Raw genomic sequence first — 24,476 nt, 5'->3', positions numbered from 1 at the left:
GCAGGCGCGTGATTAGCGTACCGACCAGTAGCAAACAGCACGGTAACGCCCCGTTGATACTGTTCAACGATTCCGTTCCGCCATTCGGAGCAAAGGAATTGCGCAAGCTGGGGTGTATTCGCCGTGCCCGGAAAACGGGAGGGTCGGCGTGGGCGTCCGGACTAACGCACCCTCATTCCCCGGCGCGGGTGCGATCCGGGAGACCGGCAGGCTCTACTCACTCGGCCTCGACGTCGTCCGCCTGACCTTCCGGCGGCCCTTCCAGGCGCGCGAACTGATCCAGCAGTTCTGGTTCATCGCGAGTGTGTCGATCCTGCCGACGGCGCTGGTCGCGATCCCGTTCGGCGCGGTGATCGCGCTGCACATCGGTTCGCTGACCGCGCAGATCGGCGCGCAGTCCTTCACCGGCGCGGCCAGTGTGCTGGCGATCATCCAGCAGGCCAGCCCCATCGTGACCGCGTTGCTGATCGCGGGCGCCGGCGGCTCGGCGATGTGCGCGGACCTCGGGTCCCGCACGATCCGCGAGGAGATCGACGCGATGGAGGTGCTCGGGGTCTCCCCCATCCAGCGCCTGATCGTGCCGAGGGTGCTCGCCGCGATGGGGGTCGCCGCATTCCTCAACGGAATGGTCAGCGTGGTCGGCGTCCTCGGCGGCTATTTCTTCAACGTCATCATGCAGAATGGGACACCGGGTGCGTATCTGGCCAGTTTCTCCGCGCTCGCGCAGCTTCCGGACCTCTGGATCAGTGAGCTCAAGGCGGTCATCTTCGGTTTCGTCGCGGCGATCGTCGCCTCTTATCGCGGGCTCAATCCGAAAGGCGGCCCGAAAGGCGTCGGTGACGCGGTGAACCAATCCGTGGTGATCACGTTCCTGCTCCTGTTCCTGTTGAACCTCGTGCTGACGACGCTTTACCTGCAGCTCGTCCCGGCGAAGGGCAGCTGATGGTCACGACGACACCTCCCCCTACAAGCACCCGGGCGACGCGGGTCCGCGAAGCCGTCGATCGCCGGTTCGGATTCCTGGACACGCTCGGCGACCAGATCCTCTTCTTCCTCAAGGCACTCGCCTGGGTGCCGCGTGCGGTGCGCCGCTATCTCCGCGAGATCACCCGCCTGCTGGCCGAAGTCAGCTTCGGCAGCGGCGCGCTCGCGGTCATCGGCGGCACGATCGGCGTGATGATCGGGATGACCGTGTTCACCGGCACGGTCGTCGGGCTCCAGGGGTATTCGGCGCTCAACCAGGTCGGCACGTCGGCGTTCGCCGGGTTCGTCTCCGCGTACTTCAACACCCGCGAGATCGCGCCGCTCGTGGCCGGGCTGGCGTTGTCGGCCACCGTCGGCTGCGGTTTCACCGCGCAGCTGGGCGCCATGCGGATCTCCGAGGAGATCGACGCGCTGGAAGTGATGGGCATCCCCAGCGTCCCGTACCTGGTGACCACCCGGATCATCGCGGGTTTCCTCGCGGTCATCCCGTTGTACGCGATCGGCCTGCTGACCTCGTATCTCGCGTCACGCCAGATCACCGTCTGGTTCTACGGCCAGTCCGCGGGTACCTACGACCACTACTTCCTGCTGTTCCTGCCACCGGGCGACGTGCTCTGGTCGTTCGGCAAGGTGCTGGTGTTCAGTGTCGTGATCGTGCTCGCCCACTGTTACTACGGCTTCCGCGCGAGCGGCGGCCCGGCGGGCGTCGGCGTCGCCGTCGGCCGCGGGGTGCGGACGGCGATCGTGGCGGTCAGCGTGCTGGACTTCTTCCTCAGCCTCGCGATCTGGGGCGCGACCACGACGGTGCAGGTGGCCGGATGAGCCGGCGCGGGCTGCGCAAAGCCGGGGTCAGGACGGCCGGGGTGCTGTTCCTCGTGGTGATGTCCGCCCTCGTGCTGCTGTCGATCAAGATCTACCGCAAGGATTTCGTCGACTCCGTGCCGGTGACGCTGCAGGCGGACCGCGTCGGCAACCAGTTGCGCCAGGGCGGGCAGGTCAAGGCGCGTGGCGTGGTGGTCGGCGAGATCCGTGACGTCCGCGCGACGCCGGGCGGCGCGGAGATCGACCTGGCCATGGAGCCCGGCAAGGTCTCGAAACTGCCCAAGAACGTGTCCGCGCTGCTCGTGCCGAAGACGTTGTTCGGTGAGCGGTACGTGCAACTGTCCATTCCGGACGGTTCGACCGCGGGGTCGCTCGCCCCCGGCGACGTGATCAGCCAGGATCGTTCGGCCAACGCGATCGAACTGGAGCGGGTCTTCGACAACCTGCTGCCCCTGCTCAAGGCCGTGCAGCCGCAGAAGCTCGCGACCACGCTGACCACCGTCGCCACCGCGCTGGAAGGCCGGGGCGACCAGATCGGCGACACGCTCGCCACCGCGGCCGCCTATCTGAAGGACTTCAACCCGAACCTGCCGAAGCTGAACGACAACATCCGTGACCTCGCCACGGTTTCGAAGCTGTACGGCGACATCGCGCCGGACCTGCTCGACGCGCTGAGCGCCTCGGCGGTCACGCTCGACACGGTCAAGGAGAAACGTGCCGAACTGGCGTCGGTGTACCAGCAGGTGACGTCGTCCTCCCAGCAGGTCACGACGTTCCTCGCCAACAACCGCGCCAACATCATCGCGCTCGCCGCCGACAGCCGCGCACCGCTGGAGATCGGCGCGAAGTACTCGCCCAGTTTCGCCTGCACACTGGACGCGCTCGCCAAGCTGAAGCCGCAGATGGACAACGTCCTGGGGGCAGGCACGGACGAACCCGGCCTGCACGCGGAGATCACCATCTCTCAGCCCAGGGGCAAATACGTGCCCGGCAAGGACGATCCGGTCTACGACGCCACCGGCGAACCGCGCTGCTACCCGTCGAACGGCCTGATGAGCCAAGGGATCGTGGCGACCGGCGACAGAACCGCCGCGCTCCCGGGCGTGCAGGGCGACCTCGGCCTGGCGAACTCGCCGCAGGAACGGGAACTGCTCTCCACGCTGGTCGCGCCGTCGATCGGGGTCCCGGCGGGCCAGGTGCCCGCCTGGGGCAGCGTGCTCGTCGGCCCGCTCTACCGGGGCACGGAGGTGACCCTGCGATGAGGAACTTCGTGAGCCCGCTGATCAAAGGGCTGATCTTCGTCGTCGTCACGACGCTGGCGACGGTGCTGCTGGCGGTGTCCATCACCAACACCGGCCTCGGCGACACCAAGACCTACAGCGCCAAATTCCTCGACGCGACGTCGCTGAACGTCGGCGACGACGTCCGGATCTCCGGGGTGCGGGTCGGCCAGATCGAGGAACTCGAGATCGCCGACCACAGCCTGGCCCGCGTCCGGTTCTCCCTCGACTCCCAGCGCAGGCTGCCTGCCGACGTGACCGCGGTGGTCAAGTACCGCAACATGGTCGGCCAGCGCTACATCGCGCTCGAACGAGGCAAGGGCACCCGCGACCTCCTGGAGCCCGGCGCGGAGATCCCGCTGGAGCGCACGACGCCCGCGCTCGATCTCACGGAACTGTTCAACGGCTTCAAACCGCTGTTCCAGGCGTTGTCCCCCAAGGACGTCAACCAGCTCTCCGGCGAGATCGTCCAGGTGCTGCAGGGCGAAGGCGGCACGGTGGAAAGCCTGCTGGCGCACACCGGTTCGCTGACCACCACGCTCGCCGGCCGCGACAAGGTGATCGGCGACGTGATCACGAACCTGGACACGGTGCTGAAGAGCATCAACGGCAAGGGCGACGCACTGTCCACTTTGGTCTCCACGTTGAAGGAGCTGGTGTCCGGCCTCGCCGGTGACCGCGCCGAGATCGGGGAAGCCGTCTCCGGGCTCGCGGACCTCACCACCGCCACGGCCGGCCTGCTCGAACAAGGCAGGAAACCGCTCAAGGACAGCATCGAGGGGCTCGGCCTGCTGGCCGGCCAGCTGACGACCGACGAGGGCAAGGCCGAAGTCGACCGCGTCCTGACCGTGCTCCCGGGGAAGCTGAACGACCTGGGGCGGATCGGCTCCTACGGATCGTGGATGAACTTCTACCTGTGCTCGTCCGTCCTGCAGACCCAACCTCCGCGCGGGGTCCCGGCGACGGCGGAGAGGTGCACGTCGTGAAACCCTTCAAGGAGCGGAACCCGATCGTCGTCGGGGTCGTCGGCAGCGCCGTCGCGGCCGCGCTGCTGACCGCGACGCTCAACTACGAGAACCTGCCGATCATCGGCTCCGGAACCACCTACCAGGCCGAATTCTCCGAAGCGGCCGGGTTGCAGGAGGACGACGAAGTCCGTATCGCCGGCATCAAGGTCGGCGAGGTGAGCGACGTCCGGCTCGCCGAAGACCACGTGGTGGTGAGCTTCCGGGTCAAAGACGCCTGGATCGGCGACCGGACCGCCGCCGAGATCAAGATCAAGACCCTGCTGGGCCGGAAGTTCCTCGCCCTGCGCCCGACCGGCGAGACGGTGCAGAACCCGAAGCAGCTCATTCCGCGCACCAGGACCGTGACGCCGTACGACGTCACCGAGGCGTTCAACGGGCTGGCGGACACCGCGGGCGCCATCGACACCGATCAGCTCGCGGAGAGCTTCACCACGCTCAGCGACACGTTCAAGAACTCGCCCGCGCATATCAAGAAGGCGCTCGAAGGGCTGACGTCGCTGTCGAAGACCGTGTCCTCCAGGGACAACGAGCTCGCCAGCCTGCTGTCCAACGCGCACGGCCTCACCACGACGCTCGCGAACTCGAACGACGACTTCGCCAAACTCCTCGCGGACGGCAACCTGCTGCTGACCGAACTGGACAAGCGGCGGCAGGCGATCCACGACCTGCTGACCGGCTCGCAGGAACTCGCCACCCAGCTTTCGGGACTGGTGAAGGACAACAAGGACCAGCTCGGCGGAGCGCTCAGCCAGCTCGGAGAGGTGACCGACATCCTGCAGCGGCAGAACGACAATCTCGCCAAGAGCCTCGAGCTGGCCGCGCCGTACTTCCGCGTGGTGAACAACTCGCTCGGCAACGGACGCTGGGTGGACGGCTACCTGTGCGGGCTCATCCCGGAGAACCGGGATCCCTGCACCCCGCCGATCCCGGGAGGTGGCCGGTGATCAGCAGATTCGTCACCCTCGCGCTCGTGCTCGCGCTGGCCGTCGTGGGCGGGCTCTGGTGGATCTTCTCCGGCAGCGGGCTCGACCGTGTCACCGTGTACTTCTCGCGCGCCGTCGGCGTCTACAGCGGATCGGACGTGCGGGTGCTCGGCGTCCGCGTCGGCCAGGTCGAATCGGTGGCCCCGGAAGGGGAACGCGTCAAGGTCGTGCTGACCGTCGACGGGTCGACGCCGATCGCCGCCGACACGAACGCCCTGGTCGTGGCGCCGAGCGTGGTGGCCGACCGCTATGTCCAGTTCACCAAGCTCACCCGCGCCGGGAACCGGCTCGACGACGGCGCGGTGATCCCGGTCGAGCGCACCGGAACGCCGGTGGAACTCGACCAGCTCTACTCCAGCCTCGACACGCTCGCCAAGGCGCTCGGCCCCAAGGGCGCGAACGCCGACGGCGCGCTTTCCGAGCTGCTGCGCACCGGCGCGAAGAACCTCCAGGGCAACGGCAAGCCGTTCAACGAGTCGGTGCGCAACTTCGCCGACCTCGCCAGGACCCTGTCCGGGAATTCGCAGAACCTGTTCGCCACCGTCGACGAACTGCAGCGGTTCACCTCGATGCTGGCGACCAACGACCGGAACGTCAGCGAGGTCAACAAGCAGCTCGCCTCGGTGACCGGGACGCTCGCGCAGAACAAGGACGAACTCGCCCGCGCGCTCAACGGCCTCGGTGGCGCGCTGGCGGAGATCCAGCAGTTCATCAAGGACAACCGCGCGCTGATCAAGTCCAATGTGGACAAGCTCGCAGTGACCACCGGGACGCTGGTCGACAAACGCGCGGCGCTGGCCGAGACCCTCGACACACTCCCGCTGGCGGTGACGAACGTGCTCGAAGCAGTCGACCCGAAGACCGGCAAGCTGCAAAGCCGCGGCGACATGCTCGAATACGCCCCGCTCCCGTTGCCCGTCGCCGGGGCCACCTACACCGGGGGACGCTGATGGCCGCGAAACGGAAGATCGCCGTGCTCGCCGCGTGCTGTGTCGCGCTCACCGCCTGTTCCTCGGATTTCAAGGGCGTCTACGACCTGCCGCTCCCCGGCGGCGCCGACATCGGCGACCATCCGTACCGGGTGACCGTGCAGTTCGCCGACGTCCTCGACCTGGTCCCCCAGGCCGCGGTGAAGGTCGGCGACGTCCCGGTCGGCCGGGTAGAGACGATCAAGCTCGGCGAAGACGGCTGGACGGCCGAGACCGTCCTGGCGGTCAACGGCGACGTCCACCTGCCCGCCAACGCCATCGCGCGGCTGCGCCAGTCCAGCCTGCTCGGCGAGAAGTTCATCGAACTCGCCCCGAGCGCGGCGAAGGCCGAGGGAAGGCTGGGCGACGGCGGGGTGATCCCGGTCGCGAGCACGAACCGCAACCCGGAGTTCGAGGAGATCTTCGGCGCGCTGTCCCTGCTGCTCAACGGCGGCGGGATCGGCCAGTTGCAGACCATCAACCGGGAGCTGTCGAAGGTGATGGACGGCAACGAGGAGGAGATCCGCTCCTTCTTGTCCACTGTGGAGCAACTGGTGTCCAACCTGGACACGCACCGCTCCGACATCACCTCCGCCCTCGACGGGCTCAACCAGCTCTCGACCACACTGGCGAACCGGAAGAAGCAGGTCGAGGGCGCGCTGACCGACCTCACCCCCGGCCTCCAGAGCCTTGCCGATCAGCGCACCCAGCTCGTCTCGATGCTGCAGGCGCTGGACCGGCTCTCCGGGGTCGGCGTCGACGTGATCAAGAAGAGCCGGGCCGATCTCGTCGCGGACCTCACCGCGCTCGCGCCGATCCTCAAGCGGCTGGCCGACGCCGGCGAGGCCTTGCCCAAGTCGCTGGAGATCCTGCCGACGTTCCCGTTCACCGACGCCGTCCGCGACGGCATCAAGGGTGACTACCTGAACGTCTACGCCTCGGTCATCCCGGCGCCGGGTGTCGAACTCCCGCCGCCTGGCGAAGGTGTCCCGCCGGGGCTCCCGACCTTGCCGCTGCCGTCCTCCGGAGGTAGCTGATGCTCACCACCCGTGTCCGGATCCAGGTGATCGCGTTCGTCATCCTCGCGCTGGCGACGACGGCGTTCGTCGGGGCCAGCTACGCGGGGCTCGACCGGCTCTTCGGGGCGGGCGGGTACACCGTGAAGCTCGCCCTGACCGACGGCGGGGGCCTGTTCACCAACGGCGAGGTGACCTATCGCGGCGTCGCCGTCGGCCGGGTCGGCGAACTGCGGCTCACCGACGGCGGGATGGAAGCGGATCTGCTGATCGACGACGACGCGCCCCCGATCCCGGCGAACTCGCGGGCCGTCGTGGCGAACCGGTCCGCGGTGGGTGAGCAGTTCGTCGACCTCCAGCCGCGGACCGGCGACGGGCCGTACCTCGCCGAAGGTTCGGTCATCCCGCGCGAGGCGACGGCCGTTCCGCTGCCGGTGCAGCATCTGCTGACCGACCTCGACTCGCTGACCGCGTCCGTGCCGACCGAGGATCTGCGGACCGTGGTCGACGAACTCGACAACGCCCTGCGCGGGTCCGGCGCGAACCTGCAGGTGCTGCTGGACTCCACCACCGACTTCACGAAACAGGCCGCGAACCACCTGCCGCAGACGGAGAAACTGATCACCGACGGCTCGACCGTGTTGAAGACGCAGGTCGACTCGTCGCAGGCGTGGCGGCAGTTCAGCGGCAACGCCAAGCAGTTCGCCGAGCAGCTGTCCCGTTCGGACGGTGACCTGCGGCGGCTGATCGCGACCGCGCCCGACGCGGCGACCCAGCTCTCCGGGCTGCTGCGGGACAACGAGCCGGGCCTGCCGATCCTGCTGGCGAACCTGCTCACCACGTCGCAGGTGTTCTCCGCCCGCACCGACGGCCTCCGGCAGTTGCTGATCAACACCCCGAAGGCGGTGTCCGCGGTCGACGCCGCCGTCGACGGGGGGTCCGTGAGGACCGAGCTGGTCCTGACCTTCTTCGACCCCATGCCCTGCACCAAGGGCTACGAGGGCACGAGGATCCGCAGCAGCACGGAACTCTCGCCGCTGCCGTTCAACACCGGTGCCGCGTGCACGCTCGACAAGGGCAACGCGAGTTCGGTCCGCGGCTCACAGAACGCGCCGAAGGGCGGGGTCCCGCCCGCCGCGATCCCCGGCGGCTTCGGCGCCGACGGCCAGCCGACGTCCACCAGCCTCGAGGAGATGTTGTGGCTGCGCAACTGAAGATCGCGATCGCCGTGCTCGCCGCGGCATGCGCGTTCGCGGGATGGGCCGGGTACACCTGGTTCACCGCGACGGGTTCCGACGCCGTGGCCTACGGGAACTCGCGCGACGAAGCACTGAAGACCGGGCGTGAACTCGTCGCCCGGTTGACCACCCTCGACCACCACCGCGTCGACCAGGGCATCGCCGACTGGCTCGCCGCGTCCACCGGTCCGCTGCGCGATCAGCTGGGCAAGACCGACGACGCGACGAAGCAGACGCTCACCAAGGACGCGACGGTCTCGACGGGCAAGGTGCTCGACGCGGCGATCAGCGAACTCGACGACCACGCGGGAACCGCCAAGATGCTGGCGTCGGTGGAGATCACCATGGCGAAGGAGGGCGCCGCGCCGACGACGAAGCGCAACCGGTTCGCCGCCGGGCTGACCAGGACGGACGAGGGCTGGAAGCTCAGCGCGCTCGACCAGCTTCCGGTGGGTGCGCGATGACCGCCACGGCCGACACCGAGACCGAAGCCGAAGTCGAAGTCGTCGAAGAAGAGGTCACCGAGACGCCATCACGCCGATCGAAGCTGCCGTTGATCCTGCTGGTCGCGGCCGCCGTGCTGGTGGCGGCCGCGGTGTGGTTCACGCTGGAGGCGAGGTCGATCTCGGCGGCGCCGTCGGCGGCCAACACCGCGCTCACCGACGTCGGCGCGACCGCCGAGGTGAACTCCGCGGTGACCGTGGCGCTCGACAAGATCTTCTCCTATTCCTACGACCGGACCGACGCCACCGAAAAGGCGGCCGCGTCGGTGCTCAGAGGCAAGGCACTGGAGTCGTACAACCAGTTGTTCGCCCAAGTCCGGGAAAAGGCCCCGGCGCAGAAACTGGTACTCACCACCCGCGTCTCCTCATCCGCCGTCCAGGAACTCGGCGACGGTAAAGCGAGGCTGCTGGTATTCCTCGATCAAGCGGCCACCCGGGCCGACAACAATTCTTCGACAACGGCCGCCGCCCAGCTTTCGATCACCGCGGAACGCGAAGGCGACAACTGGGTCATCACCGATCTCGTCCCCCGATGATCCCTCATTCGTCCGCTTTGTAAACCAGGAGAGAAAACGAGGAGAAACCCATGTTCGGTCGAACGCGCCCTAAAACAGCCCGCCGCCGTCTCGGCACGGTCGTCGCACTCACCTCCGCGCTCGCCATGGCCGGCAGCCTCGCCGCGACCCCGGCGCTGGCGGACGACCCGGTGGAGATCCCGGTGTCCTACACCGTCACCGGGACGACCACGGTGAAGAAGACCGGCGGCACCCTCGCTCTCGGCCCCGGCCAGCTCAATGGTGCCCTCGTCATCGACGGTGACAACGTCGGTATCCGCGGCGATCTGGCCCTGCCGCCCTCGACGGCGAACATCTCGCTGGTCTCGGGCGTCTTCAAGATCAAGGCCCGCGTGCGGATCGAGCCGACCGGCCCGGTCACCGGCACGCTCGCCAACGGCGATCTGACCACCCGCTCGCAGGCGAACATGCTGATCGACAACATCGTGGTCGGCCTGTTCTGGCCGGTCGTCCCGCTCCCGACGGTGCCGAACGCCTGCAAGACGGTCAAGCCGCTCGACCTGACCCTGGTGTCGAAGAACGTCGACCTGTTCGCGCCGACCATCCCGTCCTCGGGGACGTTCACCATCCCGGAGTTCAAGGACTGCTTCATCAACGACCTCGCACTGGGGGCGTTGATCTCGGGGCCGGACAACACGATCAACCTGAGCATGAAGTCGAACCTGTCCTGACGCCCAAGTCCGTGAAGGCCTCCTTGCCTACCCTCAAGGTAGGGAAGGAGGCCTTCACGGAAAGTCAGCAGAAATACGGCGCCGCCGGGTCGACCAAGGCGACGCCGGTGCTGTCACCTGCGGAAACGGCGTGGACCGGAGCGCACACGCCGGAGAACTTCCAGAAGTCCGTCGGCGGTTCAGTGCTGGTGTCACGGCTTTCCGACTTCACGTTGCTGCCCCAGGCGAAGACGCTCCCGTCGGCTTTCAGCGCGACGTTGTGGTTGAAGCCCGCGTCGATGGCGACCACGCCGGACTGCGCCTCCGGCGGAACCGTGGCCTGGCCGTAGAAGTCGTCACCCCACGCGATGACGCCGCCGTTCTTCAGCGCGATGCTGTGCCGGAAGCCGGCCGAGATCGCCGAAACCCCGGAGGTGGCCGCCGCGGGCACGGTGATCTGGCCTTTCCCGTTGCTGCCCCAGGCGACGACGCCGCCGTTCTTCAGCGCCAGCCCGTGGTCGCCGCCCGCTGAGATCGCGGTGACCCCGGACGAAACCGTCGCGGGCACGGCCGTCCTCGAACCCCAGCTCAGCACGCTGCCGTTCGCTTTGAGCGCCAGGTTGAAGTACGCGCTGGTGGAGATGGCCGTGACCCCTGACGTCGCAGTCGCCGGTACCACGTTCTGACCGTAGAAACCGTTGCCCCAGGCGATGACGCCGCCGTTCTTCAGCGCGAGTTCGTGCGCCCAGCCGGCGGCGATCGCCGAGACCCCGGACGTGGCCGCGGACGGAACGGCCAGCTGGCCATAGCTGTCGTTTCCCCAGGCGATCACCCCGCCGTCCTTGAGCGCGAGGTGGGTGATCGCGCCCGCGGAGACCGCGCTGGCGCCGAGCGCCGCGGCCGGGATGGTCCCCTGCCCGTAGTCGTTGCTCCCCCATGGCCGCGCTTCGCCGGTCGGCGCGGCGCTCGCCGTACCGGAAAGGGAAACCGTTGCGATCATTACGGTAATCGCGATGCCCGCCACCCGTCGTGATCGGATGCGTCGATTCTCGGAAGACATGCGCCGAATGTTAACCCGGTTCCGCCGACCGGCCGCCTCTTTGTCATCCACGGACAAACTTCATAATCGAATTCAGCGCACGCTGACAAGAAAGAACAGGTCCCTCACCCACTTCGAAACATGTCGACATGAATCCTTGTTACGTACATAACTCGCGGGTAACCTCGGTTTACCCCACCACCGAGAAAGCCGCTCTAGTTGAGCATATTTGATCAGAAAATCCGCCGAAAGGCGCATGGGGAAAGCCGACCGAGACGTAAACTGGATCAAAGGAGATGACAGGTATGTCCCGTAGACTTGGCAAGTTGTCAGCCGGCGTCGCCACCACCGGCATCGTGTTCGGCGCCGTCGCCGTGCTCACCGCCGGCACGGCCGCGGCCGCGACCACCTACGCCACCGGCACCGTCGCCTACATGTGCAACTTCCCCGGCATCGGCCAGCAGCAGCTGGACGTGAAGGCGAACTTCACCGGACCGGACTCGGTCGCCGCCGGCGGTACCTTCACCCCGGCGTCCGTCGGGGGCTCCGCCACCATCAACGCCACCATCAACGCGCTGCTCAACGCCGCCAACTACGACGGCGTGCGCGGCAAGGCGAACATGCCGGTCACGGTCACCAACGCCTCCCCGGCTTCGGCGACGGTGACGAACCTGGACGTTCCGACGCAGATCAACCCGTACGTGCCGGGGCCGCGGACGTTCAACATCGTCCAGGACGCGGGCACCGGTGTTCCCACGTTCACCGCCGGTACGCCCGGCTCGGCCACCGCGTCACTCGGCACCACGATCAACGCGCCGCTGGACTTCCACAAGAAGGACGGCACCTGGACCACCTGGAACTTCAACTGCACGGTGAAGAACACCAACCCGGCGCAGAACCGCGCGTTCAGCCCGGCGATCCCGATCACCTGATGAACCATCCGTGCGGGGCGGGGACGCCCGCCCCGCACGGTCTCCATCCACGCGAGGCAGGAGAGGAACACCCATGACACAGCAGGTTCGCCGGGCACTCGGGAGGTTTCCCGTTCTGGCGGGCGTCATCCTGCTCGTGGGGGTTAGCGGCGCACTGTCCTCTTCGGCCGCGACCGATCCGGCCACCCCGCCGCCGGCACCGCTGCAAGGCGCCACGTCCGCGCACCAGAGTCTCGCGAACGCTTGTGTCTTCCCGGATCCGGCCGGGGAACGACCGGTCACGATGGACGTCCAGGCGACGCTGCCGAAGGTCGTCCAGACCGGAAAGCCCGTACAGATCAAGGACTTTTCGCTGACATTCACGATCGCGGAAGGGTCGCTCGGCGCAGTCACCGAGGTTGCGGGTGGTGCGACGGTCGAACTCATGGCCGCGAACGGGGACAAGAAGACCCCGGTCCCCGTGTCACTGACGATCCCGGCGGCGAAGGTGCCGGCCACCGGCGAACTGAAGCTGGTCGCGACGGGCACCGTCCCCGACATCGTGCTGAACGTGCCGTCCGAGCTGCGGCTGAGCACGGGCGCGCCGTCGCTCGCGCTGACCGCCGCCGAGACGCCGCTCAAACCGATCACCTGCGTCCAGGCACCGGACCAGAAAACGCTGCTCGGCAGTGTCACGCTCCTGCCCCTCGGGAAGCCCGAACCGGGGCCCGGCAAGCCCGGTGAACCGAAGAAGCCCGGAGCCGGCGCGCGATCCGCGGACGATGTCCACGCCGGCGCTCTCTACCCCATCGCGTTGCAGCCGTTCGAACTGCAGGGCACGTCGACGATCACGAAACTCGGCGCCTTCGCCCGGTTGAAGCCCGCGTTCATGGTCAACGCGGTGTGGCACGTCGACCTGGAGAACACCGAAGGGCCCGGCAAGATCACCGGCTCGGTCATGATGCCGCCGAGCTCGATCACCTTCCTCGGTTTCGGCTTCGTCCCGATCACCGCGACCATGGAACTGTTGCCGGAGGACTACGCGACCGGCAATCACATCATCGACGTCGACGGCGTATCGATCCCGGAACCGGAGGGCAGCTCGACCGTCCTCACCCCGCTCAAGGTCTACGGGAAACTGAGCGGGGTCACCATCAACGGGGTCGGCCTCGACGTCGGCGACAACTGCCTCACCGCCGAGCCGATCAAGATCAATCTCCGCGGGGAGAAGTACGGGATGTTCACCGGTGGCGTCGTGCGCACCGATCCGAAGTGGACGGATCCCGCCTATCGGGACTTCACCCTGCCCCCGTTCTCGGGCTGTGGTGTGAAGGAAGATCTCGACTCGCTGTTGACCGGGATGGCGTCGGGGCCGGGGAACCAGGCTTGCGTCGGGGTCAACCAGGTCGGGCTGCCCTGGGACCTGGAGCGCAAGTGCCCGAACGTCGATCCGCCGGTGGCGCGCCGCTGAGGATCGGCGAGGACGCGCTCGAAGTCTTGGGGTGCTTCAATCTCATGAACGGAAACCGGACGGTCCTGCCGGCGTTCGCGGAGGTCAGGTCGATGACCTTCCGGGAACTCATCGACATGCTGGCGGCCGTCGATCCCGCGCGGCTGGCGAAGGCGAATCCGATCGACCTGCTGGAGGCGCCCTGGGTGTTGATCGACGAGAACCTCCGGGGCGGGTTCATCAAGCACTGCCGGGAACTCACCGACGATCGGTTGCGGCACTGCGCCGAGATCGCCGAAACGTTCTTTTCCTGGCTGGTGCCCTACGGCGGATACAGCAGGCAATCCGCGACGGGCGACAGGTTCCATCTGTCCGCCACGCTGATCCTCGCCATCGGCCCCAGGACGGACATCGCTCTCCTCGACCCGATGCGGCTCCTCCACGAGTTCCTGCACGACTCGCCGCCGGTCGAAACGGCACGCGAACTCCTGGCGGGTCCGTCGCCAGGACCTGAAGCCCGCGCGATCGTCGGACGACTGAGCCTGCTCGAGCAGCTCCGGCGGATCGACCACCTCTTGCCCCCGTCCGCGGAAAAGGGGCGCTACGAGCAATGGAAAACGCTGTGAGAGCCCGGATCTGAAGACCCGTCGCTACGAGCCGCTCGGCGTCCACTGTGGACTCTTGCGCGGCGCCGGAAGCACCTCGGGCAAAGCGTAACCGGCGGGCGCGACCCCGGCCCGCAGCGCGAGTTCCATTTCGAACCGTGCCCCCGGGTCACGCAGGTGTTCGCCGAAGGTCGCCTGCAGCTGCCGCATGCGGTACCGCACGGTCTGCGGGTGCACCTGGAGGCGCTCGGCGATGTCGACGACGTTGCCCTGGCTGTCCAGCCAGGCTCGCAGGGTTTCGAGCAGCCGTTCCCGCTGTTTCCCGGTCATCTCCGCGAGCGGCGCGAACAGGCGGTCGCGCAGCTGGCAGGTCAGCGCGGCGTCGGCGTTCACGAGCAGGGTGGCGAGGTGTTCTTCGGCGCGGATCACCCGGCGGGCCTGGATGATGCCGCGTTCGGACAGGTGCAGAGCCTCGCGCGCCCAGCGGAGGGAATCGGCGACGGAGTCCAGCGGGCGGCACGGGCCGATCGAGAGCCGGTAGTCCGGCAGCGCGGCCTGTAAGGTGGCCAGGCGGGCGACGGAGAGCTCGCCGGGGACGAGCACACGCGGCTCGGCACAGTCGAGTTCGGCGAGGACGTCCGAATCCACCGCGTTGTGCCGCCGGGGTCTGACGGTGTCGCCGATCGGGTGCAGCACCACCGGCGTCGCGCGCTCGGGCACCGTCCAGCCGGTCAGCTGCGCGAGTTCCGCGATCGCCTTCGACGGCGCGGGCGGGGTTTCCAGCACCAGGTGCAGCAGTTTGCGGCGCCAGGTGTCCAGGGCCCCCGCGGTGCGCGCCTTCGCTTCGAGGTACCCGTCCAGCGCGACGGACGCGAGTTCGTCCATGAACGCGAGCATCGCGTCGGCCAGTTGCGACATCACCGCGGACGACAGGCCGCTGCGGCGGCCGACCCGCATGATGCGCCGCCACGAAACCCTGGCGCCGACCCGGTACGCCGACTGAAGGGTGTCGAGGCTGCGGCCTTCCCGCATCTCGTTCTGCCCGAGGCGATGGTGGACCTCGTGCGACTGTTCCTTCGACACACTCGGATCCGCGATCTGGGCGACGAACAACGTGATCGCGTACTCGACGCCCGCGCGGATCGACTTCCCGTACGGCCCGTCGAGCGGGCGCGCGTACGCGGGGATGGTCGCCCGGATCTCGTCGACGATCTCGTTGGCGAGGCTGCCCAGTTCCGGTCGCAAAATGTCGGCGAGCTTGCGGGGAAGTGCCGCAGGGGGCTGCGCAGCGTGTTCGATTCCGCGCTCCACCGACATCGCAGCTCCTTTGCTCCGCCCAGCGTCCTGACATCCCACGATCGTCGTGGGGTGACAACGAACACATCGCGAAGTCGCTCGTGAATGTGTCACCTTTCGCAGAAGAAACCGATTTCTTGTCACCATCGTGACAAAATCACGCGTCATCCCTGAATTTTGATGACAAGTGCCCGGCAAACGCCTCGCGCGGTACGTACGAACGGCCGATGAATACGGAGCGTCACTGCTTTCCGGTGAGCAATTCCCCGAGTGCTTCGAGCACCGGCTCCAGCACGCGGACCTCCGTACCGGCGCATTCGGTGATCCCCGCGCCGACGACGTCGAACCCGCTCAGCCCGCGAAGCATCACCACCAGGCGCTCGATCGTCAAGCCACCGGGCTCCGGATAGTTCAGCCCGTCGAACTCCGCCGGGTCGAGCACGTCGAGGTCGAGATGGACGTAGACCTTGTCCGCGCCGGCCAGCCCGGCGGCGACGTCGGCCGTCTCGACGACGAGCCCGCGGCCGACCACGGCCCGCTCGGCGTCGTCGAACGCCCTCGTTCCCGCGAGGACGACGCGTCCGGGTTCGACCGGCGGGTTCGCGGCGAACTCCGGGTCGCCCTCGCCGAGCAGCGACCGCAGCACCATGCCGTGGAACGCACCCGACGGCGACGTCTCCGCGGTGTTGAGGTCGGAATGCGCGTCGAACCAGGCGACACCGAGGCCCGGCCCGAAGCGGTGGCGCGCGACCCCGATCGGGATCAGCTCGACGCCGCAGTCCCCGCCGATGGTGAGCACCGGCCCGCCCGGCGCCTCGAGGGCGGCGAGCTGCGCGGCCCGGTTCGCGCCGGTGAGCACGGCGCGGTTGGCGATGCCGTCGACCGCGGGCGACGTTTCACGGGTCTGCCGGATGTGGTGCACCGGCACGCCCAGCACGTGGCCCGCCAGCTCGGCGAGCGCGACGCAGCCTTCGGGCAACTCCGGCGCGCGCTCGGTCAGAGCGCCTTGGAACTGGGGTACGGCGTTGATCAGCACCCGGTCCAGGTTAGCGGCGGCCGCAAGTCCGTGAAGGCCTCCTTCCCTACCGTCAGGGTTGGGAGGAGGCCTTCACGGACCGGTACGGGCTACTCCAGGACGAGGAGCAGGTCCCCGCCTTCCACCTGCTGGACGGCGTTGATCGCGCGCCGCGCCACCTTGCCGCCGGTCGCCGCGGTGATCGAGGCCTCCATCTTCATCGCCTCGATGGTCGCGACCGTCGCGCCGGCCTCGACCTCGTCGCCCTCGGACACCTGCAGCGTGACCACCCCCGCGAACGGCGCGGCGATCTGTTTCGGGTCGCCCTTGGCGGCCTTCTCCGTCGCCGGGATGTCCGACGCGATCGAGGTGTCGCGGACCTGGATCGGGCGCAGCTGGCCGTTGAGCGTGGACATCACCGTGCGCAGCCCGCGCTCGTCGGCCTCGCCGATGGCCTCCAGCTCGATCAGCAGCCGGACACCCTGTTCCAGGTCGACCGAGTACTCCTCGCCCGGCCGCAGGCCGTAGAAGAAGTCCTTGGACGGCAGGACGGAGGTGTCGCCGTACTGCTCGCGGTGCGCCTCGAAGTCCTTCGTGGGCCCGGGGAACAGCAGCCGGTTCAGCGTCGCGCGCCGGTTCTCGGCCAGCCCCTTGTGGTCCTCTTCGGACAGTTCCTGCACCGGCTTCGGCTGCGCCCGGCCTTCGAGGGCCTTGGTGCGGAACGGCTCCGGCCAGCCCCCGGGCGGGTCACCCAGTTCGCCGCGCAGGAAGCCGATCACCGAGTCGGGGATGTCGAACTTGTTCGGCTCCGCCTCGAAGTCGGACGGCGAGACGCCCGCGCCGACGAGGTGCAGCGCGAGGTCACCGACCACTTTGGACGAAGGCGTGACCTTGACCAGATGCCCGAGGATCTTGTCCGCGGCCGCGTACATCGCCTCGATGTCCTCGAACCGCTCCCCGAGGCCGAGCGAAATCGCCTGGGTGCGCAGGTTCGACAGCTGACCGCCCGGGATCTCGTGGTGGTACACCCGCCCGGTCGGCGAGGAGAGCCCCGCCTCGAACGGCGCGTAGATCTTGCGCACGCTCTCCCAGTACGGTTCCAGGTCACCGATCGCCTGCAGGTCGAGCCCGGTCGGCCGGTCCGAGTGATCGGTGGCCGCGACGAGCGCGGAAAGCGACGGCTGCGACGTCGTGCCCGCCATGGACGCGACGGCACCGTCGACGGCGTCCGCCCCGGCCTGGATCGCGGCGAGGTACGTCGCCAGCTGACCACCCGCGGTGTCGTGCGTGTGGATGTGCACCGGGAGGTCGAATTCCTTGCGCAGCGCGGAAACCAGCCGCACCGCCGCCGGCGCCCGGAGCAGGCCCGCCATGTCCTTGATGGCCAGGACGTGCGCCCCCGCCCCGACGATCTGCTCCGCCAGCTTGAGGTAGTAGTCCAGCGTGTACAGCTTCTCCGACGGGTCCGACAGATCCGAGGTGTAGCAGAGCGCGACCTCGGCGACGGCGGTCCCGGTCTCGCGGACGGCTTCGATCGCCGGGCGCATCTGCTCGACGTCGTTGAGGGCGTCGAAGATCCGGAAGATGTCGATCCCGGTCGCCGTGGCCTCCTCGACGAAGGCGTTGGTCACCTCGGTGGGGTACGGCGTGTACCCGACCGTGTTGCGGCCGCGCAGCAGCATCTGCAGGCAGATGTTCGGCACCGCTTCCCGCAGCTTCGCCAGCCGCTCCCACGGGTCCTCCGCCAGGAACCTCAGCGCGACGTCGTAGGTCGCGCCGCCCCAGCATTCCAGCGAAAGCAGCTGCGGCGTGGTCCGCGCGACGACCGGCGCGACCGCGAGCAGGTCCTTCGTCCGCACGCGGGTGGCGAGCAGCGACTGATGCGCGTCACGGAAGGTGGTGTCGGTGACGCCGATGGTCGGCGACTCCCGCAGCCAGCGGGCGAACCCGGCCGGACCGAGTTCGGTCAGCTTCTGCTTCGACCCGGGCGCCGGTTCGAGATCCTTCGGCAGCTTCGGCAGCTTGAGCTGCGGGTCGAGGGTGCGCGGACGCTCGCCGTGCGGTTTGTTGACCGTCTTGTCGGCGAGGTAGGTCAGCAGCCTGGTCCCGCGGTCGGCCGAATGGCGCGCGGTGAGCAGATGCGGGCGTTCCTCGATGAACGACGTCGTGACGCGGCCTTCGCGGAAGTCCGGATCGTCGAGGACGGCCTGCAGGAACGGGATGTTCGTGGCCACACCGCGGATCCGGAACTCGGCGACGGCGCGCCTCGCACGGCCGACGGCGGTCTTGAAGTCGCGGCCGCGGCAGCTGAGCTTCACCAGGAGCGAATCGAAGTGCGCGCTGATCTCGGTGCCGGCGAACGCCGTCCCGCCGTCGAGGCGGATACCGGAGCCGCCGGGCGAGCGGTACGCGCTGATCATCCCGGTGTCCGGGCGGAAGCCGTTGGCGGGATCCTCGGTGGTGATGCGGCACTGCAGGGCGGCGCCGCGCAGGTACACCTTGTCCTGCGACAGCCCCAGGTCTTCGAGCGTCTCGCCGGAGGCGATGCGCAGCTGCGACTGGACGAGGTCGACGTCGGTGACCTCCTCGGTCACCGTGTGCTCGACCTGGATCCGCGGGTTCATCTCGATGAAGACGTGGTTGCCGTCCCGGTCGAGCAGGAACTCGACGGTGCCGGCGTTGCGGTAGCCGATCTGGCGGGCGAACTTCACCGCGTCGGAGCAGATCCGGTCGCGCAGCTCGGACGGCAGGTTCGGCGCGGGGGCCAGCTCGATGACCTTCTGGTGGCGCCGCTGGACCGAGCAGTCGCGCTCGTAGAGGTGGATCACGTTGCCCTCGCCGTCGGCGAGGATCTGGACCTCGATGTGGCGCGGCTCGACGACGGCCTTCTCGATGAACACCGTCGGGTCGCCGAAGGCCGACTCGGCCTCGCGCGCGGCGGCCTCGATGGACTCGCGCAGCTGCGCGGGGTCCTGGACGCGGCGCATACCGCGCCCGCCACCACCGGCGACGGCCTTCACGAAGACCGGGAAGCCGATCTCCTCGGCGGCGGCGATCAGCGCGTCGACGTCGGAGGACGGTTCGGAAGAGCCCAGCACCGGCACCCCGGCGTCGCGCGCGGCCTTGACCGCGCGGGCCTTGTTGCCGGTGAGCTCGAGGATGTCCGCGCTCGGTCCGACGAAGGTGATGCCTTCGTCCTCGCACGCGCGCGCGAGGTCCGGGTTCTCGGAGAGGAAGCCGTAGCCGGGGTAAACGGCGTCCGCGCCCGCCTTCTTGGCGGCCGCGACGATCTCCTCGACCGACAGATAGGCCCGCACCGGGTGACCGGGTTCGCCGATCTCGTAGGCCTCGTCGGCCTTCAGCCGGTGGAGCGAATTGCGGTCTTCGTGCGGGAACACAGCCACCGTGCCCGCGCCGAGCTCGAATCCGGCGCGGAACGCGCGGATGGCGATCTCACCCCGGTTGGCGACCAGTACCTTGCGGAACATGCCGGTCCTTCCCATCATCGGATCGGTAGGTGAGGCACGTTACCTGTTCGCTCCCGCAGGGCGGGAGCTGTTGCCCAGGTGATGGACATCATCCCTGGCCGAGTTGCGCGCCCGGGCTCTGCAGCACCCGGTTCGCGGTGCCCTCGTGGACACCGGTCAGCACGTCGACCGCGGCGAGGTCCACGAGCGCCTTCGCGACGTCCGGCGCGGAGACCGCGGGGTGCAGGGACCGGTACAGCGCCGCCACCCCGGCGACGTGCGCGGCTGCCGACGACGTGCCGCTGAGCACCCTGCCGCCGTTGCCTCCCGCGTTGGGTCCCGGCACGTCCACGCCGGGTGCGAACAGGTCGACGACCTCGCCGTAGTTGGATGTCGACCCGACCTGATCGCTCGCGTCGGTCGAGCCGACGGTGAGCGCTTCGGTGACCCGGCCGGGTGAGGACTTGCCCGCGTCGGTGGCCTCGCCGCCCGCCGGGAGGGCGACCGGGACGACCGCTGCCAGCGCGCGGACGGCGGCGTCGAGCTGGTCGTTGGCCGCGCCGCCGATACCGAGGACGGCGACGGCGGGTTGCTGTGCGTTCTGCGTCACCCAGTCGATACCCGCGATGATCTTGTCCGTGGCTCCGCCGCCCTGCGCGTCGATCACCCGGACCGGGACGATCTGCGCCCCCTTCGCGACCCCGAAAGTCCTCGACGCGGCGACACCGGCCAGGTACGTGCCGTGGCCATTGGTGTCGGCGGTGTCCGTGCCACCGTTGAGGAAGTCCTTACCGGGCTTCACCCGGCCGCCGAAGTCCGGATGCGCCGCGTCGACCCCGCTGTCGATCACGTAGACCGTGACGTCCTTCGCGTCGGTCTCGTAGTGGTAGAGCTGGTCGAGACCCGTTCGCCGGTCGATCCGGTCCAGCCCCCAGTTCGGCGGGTTCTGCTGGACTTCCGTCGCGGAGGCGGGCGGCGCCACCAGCACCAGGAGCGCCAGCGCGGCCAAGACCCGTACCAGTCGAATGATCATGCCTTGGCTCTACGCCTCCGCACCGGGGGCGGCAACCCCGGAGTGTCACCCGTTCGGCTTGTCTTGGCCGATATGCCCGCTGACCGTCGACTTCGGGAAGCAGACCAGCGCGTCGAAGGCGTCGACGACGTCGACGGGGTTGAACAGATGCGCGTGCCGGATGCTCTGGGGTCCCGTGGTTCCCCGTCGTGCGCGGAGGTCGACCAGCCCGGGGCCTTCCGCTTCGACGCTGCCGTCCGCGGGGGCTTCCAGTTCTTGGCGGTACACGGTGAAGCCGAGCCGCGCGGCCGGATCCGGCTTGAGCCCGGTGGTCTCGCCTTCGACGGCGGTGAGCCCGAGCGCGAAATAGTCGTCGCCGAACTCGGCGGCCAGATGCGTGCCCGCCGATGGCGAGGTGAGCCCGGGGAACGGCGAGAACGGGACGCGCTGGAGGTGTCCGTTGTGGAGCATCACGACGATCTTCGTGTCATCGCCGTGCAGCCGCCGGATCAGCCGGACGGTCTCCGCCATGTACGCGTCACGCGAACCGCTCTGCAGGGCGGGCGCGTCGCCGGACATCATCGCGGCGACTTCGGCGAGGTACGCGTCGACGCGCAGTGCGCCTTCGACGTGGTGCTCCGCGACGGCGGTGACCCCGTAGACGGGACGCAGCGACGTGAGATGTGTCTTGAGCCGGGTGAGCGCCGCGGTCGCCTTGTCTTTCGCGGCCGCGTCGAGGGCGGCGTACCTGGCGGGCGCCTCCGCGCTGCTGACCGACGCGTACCCCTTGGTCGCCTCGATCGCCGCGTCGACCAAGCGCGTGGCGGCCTCGTCCACAGTGGACAGATAGGCGCGGACCGCGTCGAGCGACGGCATCGGCGAACCCGCGGAACTCGGCACGTCAAGGCCGTAGTACCGGACGTCACCCCGCTCGCGGAGCCACGTGAGCATTTCGTGGGCCTCCGGCGACTCCCCGAGCGAGAAGGTGAAGCCGTCGCGGCCGATGTCGGCGACGTCGCCCGGGGCGCCCTTCAGCCAGTCTTCGACGAGTTTTCCCTCGGCGAAGCCGGATTCGAAGGCCACGATCCGGAATCCGTGCTCCTCGACGAGATGCCGGAGCAAACGATTGCGGAGGTCGCCGAATTCGTGGATGTGGTGGTTGTTCTCACCGATGGCGACGATCTTCGCGTCCCCGATGAGTTCGGCGATCTTCGCTGGATCTGACATACTGCCCACACTAACGCAACAGGAGTAGCAATTGGCAACCTCCGGCACCCAGCGGCCCGGCGGCCGGACCGAACGGACCCGCCAGGCCGTCCTGCACGCCACCCTCGACCTGCTGGCCGAACGCGGGTTCGGCGAACTGACCGTGGACGCGGTCGCCGAGCGGTCGGGGGTGCACAAGACCACGGTGTACCGGCGCTGGTCGTCGCCGGACGGCCTCGTCGCCGCCGCGCTGCAGATGGGCGCGGAGGACGACTGGACGGCGCCCGACACCGGCTCGCTCGAGGACGATCTGTACGAAGTGGCCGCGGAGGTCGTGCGGTACTTCACCGAGCCCGCGCTGAAGGAGCTGCCCACGGCGTCGGTGCTGGCGGCGTTCCAGTCGCCGCAAGCGGCCGAGGCCCTGCACGACTTCTACGCCGACCGGCACGTACGTATGGCGCCGATCGCGGAGCGGGCCGTCGCGCGGGGCGAGATCCCTTCCGGCACGGACGGCGACGAGCTGGTGCGGGCGACGTGCGGGCCGATCTTCTACCGGCTGTTCCTGTCACGCGAAAGGGTCACGGTGGCGGAGGCGCGGGTCACGGCGCGGGCGGTGGCCGTCGCGGCGCGTGAAGGTGCTTTTGTGCGGCCACAGGATTAGACGGTGTCCTATAAGTCTGTTCGATGGGCTTCGTGATCCAGGTGGTTTCTGGCGGTGCGGGCGGATCGGCCTCGTACCGGGTCGTTCTCGGCCGCGTCCGCCCGTGCCGTCAGGGGCCGCCTGGGCGCGAAGACCGCGAACACGACTGGCAGGGACAGCGCCTAGTCCCCGGGGAGGTTCGCTTGGACCGCGGTGGCTACGCATTTGGTCCTCTCGATGCGGGTGGGGTCCTGGTCGCCGGTCCGTGAAGGACTCCTTGAGGGACTCAAAGTTCCCCTTACGGTGCGGAACTCTCAGGCACACCCACCAGCCGCAATGAAACGAGCGAAGGCCTCTTTTTCCTTGCGCCTGGGTCGTCATGCACTTCAGTCCGCCGCGAGGGATCGGCAGGTAGTAAAGGCCTCCTTCCCTACTCTCAGGGTGGGGAAGGAGGCCTTCACGGAGCATTGGGCATGGCGAGGGGCCCGTCGCCGGTATGGCGGGCGGGCTCCTCGGGTTCAGACGTGGTGCAGGGTGTTGCGGCGGGGATGTCGGAGCGGGTCTCGGTATTGGGGTGGGATGAATTCCGGTAGCCCGTCGGGGGCCATGCGTACTTCCCAGTCGCCGTGGTGGATCAGCCGGTGATGGAAGCCGCAGAGCAGCACCAGATTCCGAAGATCGGTGGGTCCGCCGTCTGCCCAGTGATGGATGTGGTGGGCGTGGCAGTTCTTGGGTTTCCGGTGGCAGCCGGGGAAGGCGCAGCCGCCGTCGCGGATGTTCAGTGCCCGTCTCTGGCCTGGGGTGACGAACCGTCTGAGTCGTCCGACGTCGAGGGGTTCTCCGGCGGCGCTCAGCACGACCGGCAGCATCAGGCAGTCGCAGGCAGCGAGCCGGGCTTCCCTCGCGGTCATCGTCCCGACGAAATCCAGGCACGCGGTCCCGAGGCCGGATTTGAGTTCCTCGAGGCCGATGGTGACGTTCACGAGGGTGCGGTAGCCGCTGGTGCCGGGCTGGTCCGGGCAGGCGATGGCCAGGTCGAGAAGGTCGACCCAGGCGTCACCCATGCGCTCGCATTTCATCCGCAGGTCCGCCTGGCCGAACTCGTCCACCGGCCGGGGCTGGGCGTAGGCCTCCAGCGCGGCGGCGGTGCGGGCACCGGTCTCGTCATCCAGGAGACCGGTGAGCTTCCAGAACCCGTCCTTACGGCGCTCCAAGGTGATTTCCCGGCGCGGCTCCTTGGGTTCAGGCTCTTTCGGCTCGTTCCCGTCCGGGTCCAGTAACGCCAGGAGGTTCGCTTCGGCGTCCGCCAACTGGCGAGGACCGGCATCGCGGGCGAGGGTGGCGAGAATCTTCTCCGCGTTCGCCCGGTCCTCGGCCGAGATCTCGGCCGGAAGTCTCTTCAAGATCTCCAGGATCTGATCGATCCGCTCATCACCGACCAACCCCTCGGCCGCCACCGCAGCGGTCGTGGGCAGCGCGGCGGGAACCTCAGTGCCGTCCAACGCACGGGACGGGTTCAACGCGATGGCCCGCTTCACCACCGCACCCGCCTCACCGACCGACAACCCCGCCACATCCGCGAACCATGCAGCCGTGCGGCCATACCCGTACAAGTCTTTGACGCCCCGAGACTCGATCTCCGCCAGGAATTTCCCCAGTCCGGCGGTGGCCATCCGAATCACCCGCAAGGACTGCTGCACGCCATGGGCAAGCTCCAGCTTGCCAGCGCGCCACAGCTCCTGCGGCAACTCGGGAAGGAAGGTCTCGGACACACCCCCAGAATACCGC

General features: G+C 68.4%; 22 protein-coding genes. 15 read left to right on the top strand and 7 right to left on the bottom strand.

Annotated elements, in window-relative coordinates; translation table 11 throughout:
• Nucleotides 1-148 precede the first annotated feature (148 nt).
• From BLW75_RS35810 to BLW75_RS35760, 11 genes are read left to right on the top strand one after another with little or no spacing between them, the layout of a single operon-like run.
• Nucleotides 149-943 carry an MlaE family ABC transporter permease gene (locus tag BLW75_RS35810; RefSeq protein ID WP_034320454.1) on the top strand — a complete coding sequence of 265 codons (795 nt, stop codon included), beginning with the start codon at nucleotides 149-151 and terminating at the stop codon, nucleotides 941-943.
• Nucleotides 943-1,806, top strand: coding sequence for an MlaE family ABC transporter permease (locus BLW75_RS35805; RefSeq protein WP_034320451.1), 864 nt, complete (start codon nucleotides 943-945; stop codon nucleotides 1,804-1,806). The genes BLW75_RS35810 and BLW75_RS35805 overlap by 1 nt, the downstream gene beginning before the upstream one ends.
• Entirely contained in the window at nucleotides 1,803-3,068 is a 1,266-nt protein-coding gene (locus BLW75_RS35800; protein ID WP_034320449.1) for an MCE family protein, read from the top strand. Before BLW75_RS35805 ends, BLW75_RS35800 begins: the two co-directional genes overlap by 4 nt.
• Entirely contained in the window at nucleotides 3,065-4,072 is a 1,008-nt protein-coding gene (locus BLW75_RS35795) for an MCE family protein (protein ID WP_034320447.1), read from the top strand. Before BLW75_RS35800 ends, BLW75_RS35795 begins: the two co-directional genes overlap by 4 nt.
• Nucleotides 4,069-5,058, top strand: a complete 990-nt coding sequence (locus BLW75_RS35790; RefSeq protein ID WP_034320487.1) for an MCE family protein — start codon at nucleotides 4,069-4,071, stop codon at nucleotides 5,056-5,058. Before BLW75_RS35795 ends, BLW75_RS35790 begins: the two co-directional genes overlap by 4 nt.
• Nucleotides 5,055-6,047, top strand: a complete 993-nt coding sequence (locus BLW75_RS35785; protein WP_034320445.1) for an MCE family protein — start codon at nucleotides 5,055-5,057, stop codon at nucleotides 6,045-6,047. The genes BLW75_RS35790 and BLW75_RS35785 overlap by 4 nt, the downstream gene beginning before the upstream one ends.
• A complete protein-coding gene (locus BLW75_RS35780) occupies nucleotides 6,047-7,102 on the top strand; it encodes an MCE family protein (protein ID WP_034320442.1) in 1,056 nt (351 codons plus the stop codon). Before BLW75_RS35785 ends, BLW75_RS35780 begins: the two co-directional genes overlap by 1 nt.
• Nucleotides 7,102-8,295, top strand: a complete 1,194-nt coding sequence (locus BLW75_RS35775; RefSeq protein ID WP_034320439.1) for an MCE family protein — start codon at nucleotides 7,102-7,104, stop codon at nucleotides 8,293-8,295. The genes BLW75_RS35780 and BLW75_RS35775 overlap by 1 nt, the downstream gene beginning before the upstream one ends.
• On the top strand, nucleotides 8,280-8,783 hold the full coding sequence (locus tag BLW75_RS35770; protein ID WP_034320437.1) for a hypothetical protein: 504 nt from the start codon (nucleotides 8,280-8,282) through the stop codon (nucleotides 8,781-8,783). Before BLW75_RS35775 ends, BLW75_RS35770 begins: the two co-directional genes overlap by 16 nt.
• Nucleotides 8,780-9,358 carry a hypothetical protein gene (locus BLW75_RS35765; RefSeq protein WP_034320435.1) on the top strand — a complete coding sequence of 193 codons (579 nt, stop codon included), beginning with the start codon at nucleotides 8,780-8,782 and terminating at the stop codon, nucleotides 9,356-9,358. The genes BLW75_RS35770 and BLW75_RS35765 overlap by 4 nt, the downstream gene beginning before the upstream one ends.
• 50 nt (nucleotides 9,359-9,408) lie before the next feature.
• Nucleotides 9,409-10,068 carry a hypothetical protein gene (locus tag BLW75_RS35760; RefSeq protein WP_034320432.1) on the top strand — a complete coding sequence of 220 codons (660 nt, stop codon included), beginning with the start codon at nucleotides 9,409-9,411 and terminating at the stop codon, nucleotides 10,066-10,068.
• Nucleotides 10,069-10,132: 64 nt separating this feature from the next.
• Here the strand turns inward: BLW75_RS35760 and BLW75_RS35755 are convergent, their stop codons facing one another.
• Nucleotides 10,133-11,047 (bottom strand): RCC1 domain-containing protein, encoded by a 915-nt coding sequence (locus BLW75_RS35755; RefSeq protein ID WP_034320430.1) that lies wholly within the window; start codon nucleotides 11,045-11,047, stop codon nucleotides 10,133-10,135.
• 365 nt (nucleotides 11,048-11,412) lie between these two features.
• Between BLW75_RS35755 and BLW75_RS44040 the strand changes: the two genes are divergently transcribed.
• The 3 genes from BLW75_RS44040 (at nucleotide 11,413) to BLW75_RS35740 (ending at nucleotide 14,073) form a co-directional block, all read left to right on the top strand.
• Nucleotides 11,413-12,018, top strand: a complete 606-nt coding sequence (locus BLW75_RS44040; RefSeq protein WP_277815019.1) for a DUF6801 domain-containing protein — start codon at nucleotides 11,413-11,415, stop codon at nucleotides 12,016-12,018.
• Between the two features lie 73 nt (nucleotides 12,019-12,091).
• Nucleotides 12,092-13,468: a DUF6801 domain-containing protein gene (locus tag BLW75_RS35745; protein WP_034320424.1), complete on the top strand. Its 1,377-nt coding sequence runs from the start codon at nucleotides 12,092-12,094 to the stop codon at nucleotides 13,466-13,468.
• Nucleotides 13,432-14,073 carry a hypothetical protein gene (locus tag BLW75_RS35740; protein WP_034320421.1) on the top strand — a complete coding sequence of 214 codons (642 nt, stop codon included), beginning with the start codon at nucleotides 13,432-13,434 and terminating at the stop codon, nucleotides 14,071-14,073. The genes BLW75_RS35745 and BLW75_RS35740 overlap by 37 nt, the downstream gene beginning before the upstream one ends.
• Nucleotides 14,074-14,097: 24 nt before the next feature.
• Here BLW75_RS35740 and BLW75_RS35735 read toward each other — a convergent pair whose 3' ends face one another.
• The 5 genes from BLW75_RS35735 to BLW75_RS35715 all read right to left on the bottom strand — a co-directional run bounded on the left by BLW75_RS35735 (nucleotide 14,098) and on the right by BLW75_RS35715 (nucleotide 22,069).
• The gene (locus BLW75_RS35735) at nucleotides 14,098-15,369 is read right to left on the bottom strand and encodes a PucR family transcriptional regulator (RefSeq protein ID WP_034320418.1); all 1,272 of its coding nucleotides are present in this window, start codon (nucleotides 15,367-15,369) and stop codon (nucleotides 14,098-14,100) included.
• A gap of 220 nt (nucleotides 15,370-15,589) precedes the next feature.
• A complete protein-coding gene (locus BLW75_RS35730; protein ID WP_034320416.1) occupies nucleotides 15,590-16,384 on the bottom strand; it encodes an arginase family protein in 795 nt (264 codons plus the stop codon).
• An 89-nt stretch (nucleotides 16,385-16,473) separates the two neighbouring features.
• Nucleotides 16,474-19,851: a pyruvate carboxylase gene (locus tag BLW75_RS35725; protein ID WP_034320414.1), complete on the bottom strand. Its 3,378-nt coding sequence runs from the start codon at nucleotides 19,849-19,851 to the stop codon at nucleotides 16,474-16,476.
• An 88-nt stretch (nucleotides 19,852-19,939) separates the two neighbouring features.
• A complete protein-coding gene (locus BLW75_RS35720; RefSeq protein ID WP_198935818.1) occupies nucleotides 19,940-20,863 on the bottom strand; it encodes a S8 family peptidase in 924 nt (307 codons plus the stop codon).
• Nucleotides 20,864-20,908: 45 nt separating this feature from the next.
• Nucleotides 20,909-22,069, bottom strand: coding sequence for an erythromycin esterase family protein (locus tag BLW75_RS35715; protein ID WP_034320411.1), 1,161 nt, complete (start codon nucleotides 22,067-22,069; stop codon nucleotides 20,909-20,911).
• 31 nt (nucleotides 22,070-22,100) lie between these two features.
• Between BLW75_RS35715 and BLW75_RS35710 the strand changes: the two genes are divergently transcribed.
• Nucleotides 22,101-22,709: a TetR/AcrR family transcriptional regulator gene (locus BLW75_RS35710; RefSeq protein WP_034320408.1), complete on the top strand. Its 609-nt coding sequence runs from the start codon at nucleotides 22,101-22,103 to the stop codon at nucleotides 22,707-22,709.
• Nucleotides 22,710-23,206: 497 nt separating this feature from the next.
• Here the strand turns inward: BLW75_RS35710 and BLW75_RS35705 are convergent, their stop codons facing one another.
• Nucleotides 23,207-24,460 (bottom strand): HNH endonuclease signature motif containing protein, encoded by a 1,254-nt coding sequence (locus tag BLW75_RS35705; RefSeq protein ID WP_034320405.1) that lies wholly within the window; start codon nucleotides 24,458-24,460, stop codon nucleotides 23,207-23,209.
• Nucleotides 24,461-24,476: the final 16 nt, after the last annotated feature.

It is taken from the genome of Amycolatopsis lurida (assembly GCF_900105055.1).
In the GTDB taxonomy this organism is placed as follows: domain Bacteria; phylum Actinomycetota; class Actinomycetes; order Mycobacteriales; family Pseudonocardiaceae; genus Amycolatopsis; species Amycolatopsis lurida.
Note: the sequence above shows the minus strand (reverse complement) of the source record. Positions and strands in the feature narration are given on the sequence as shown.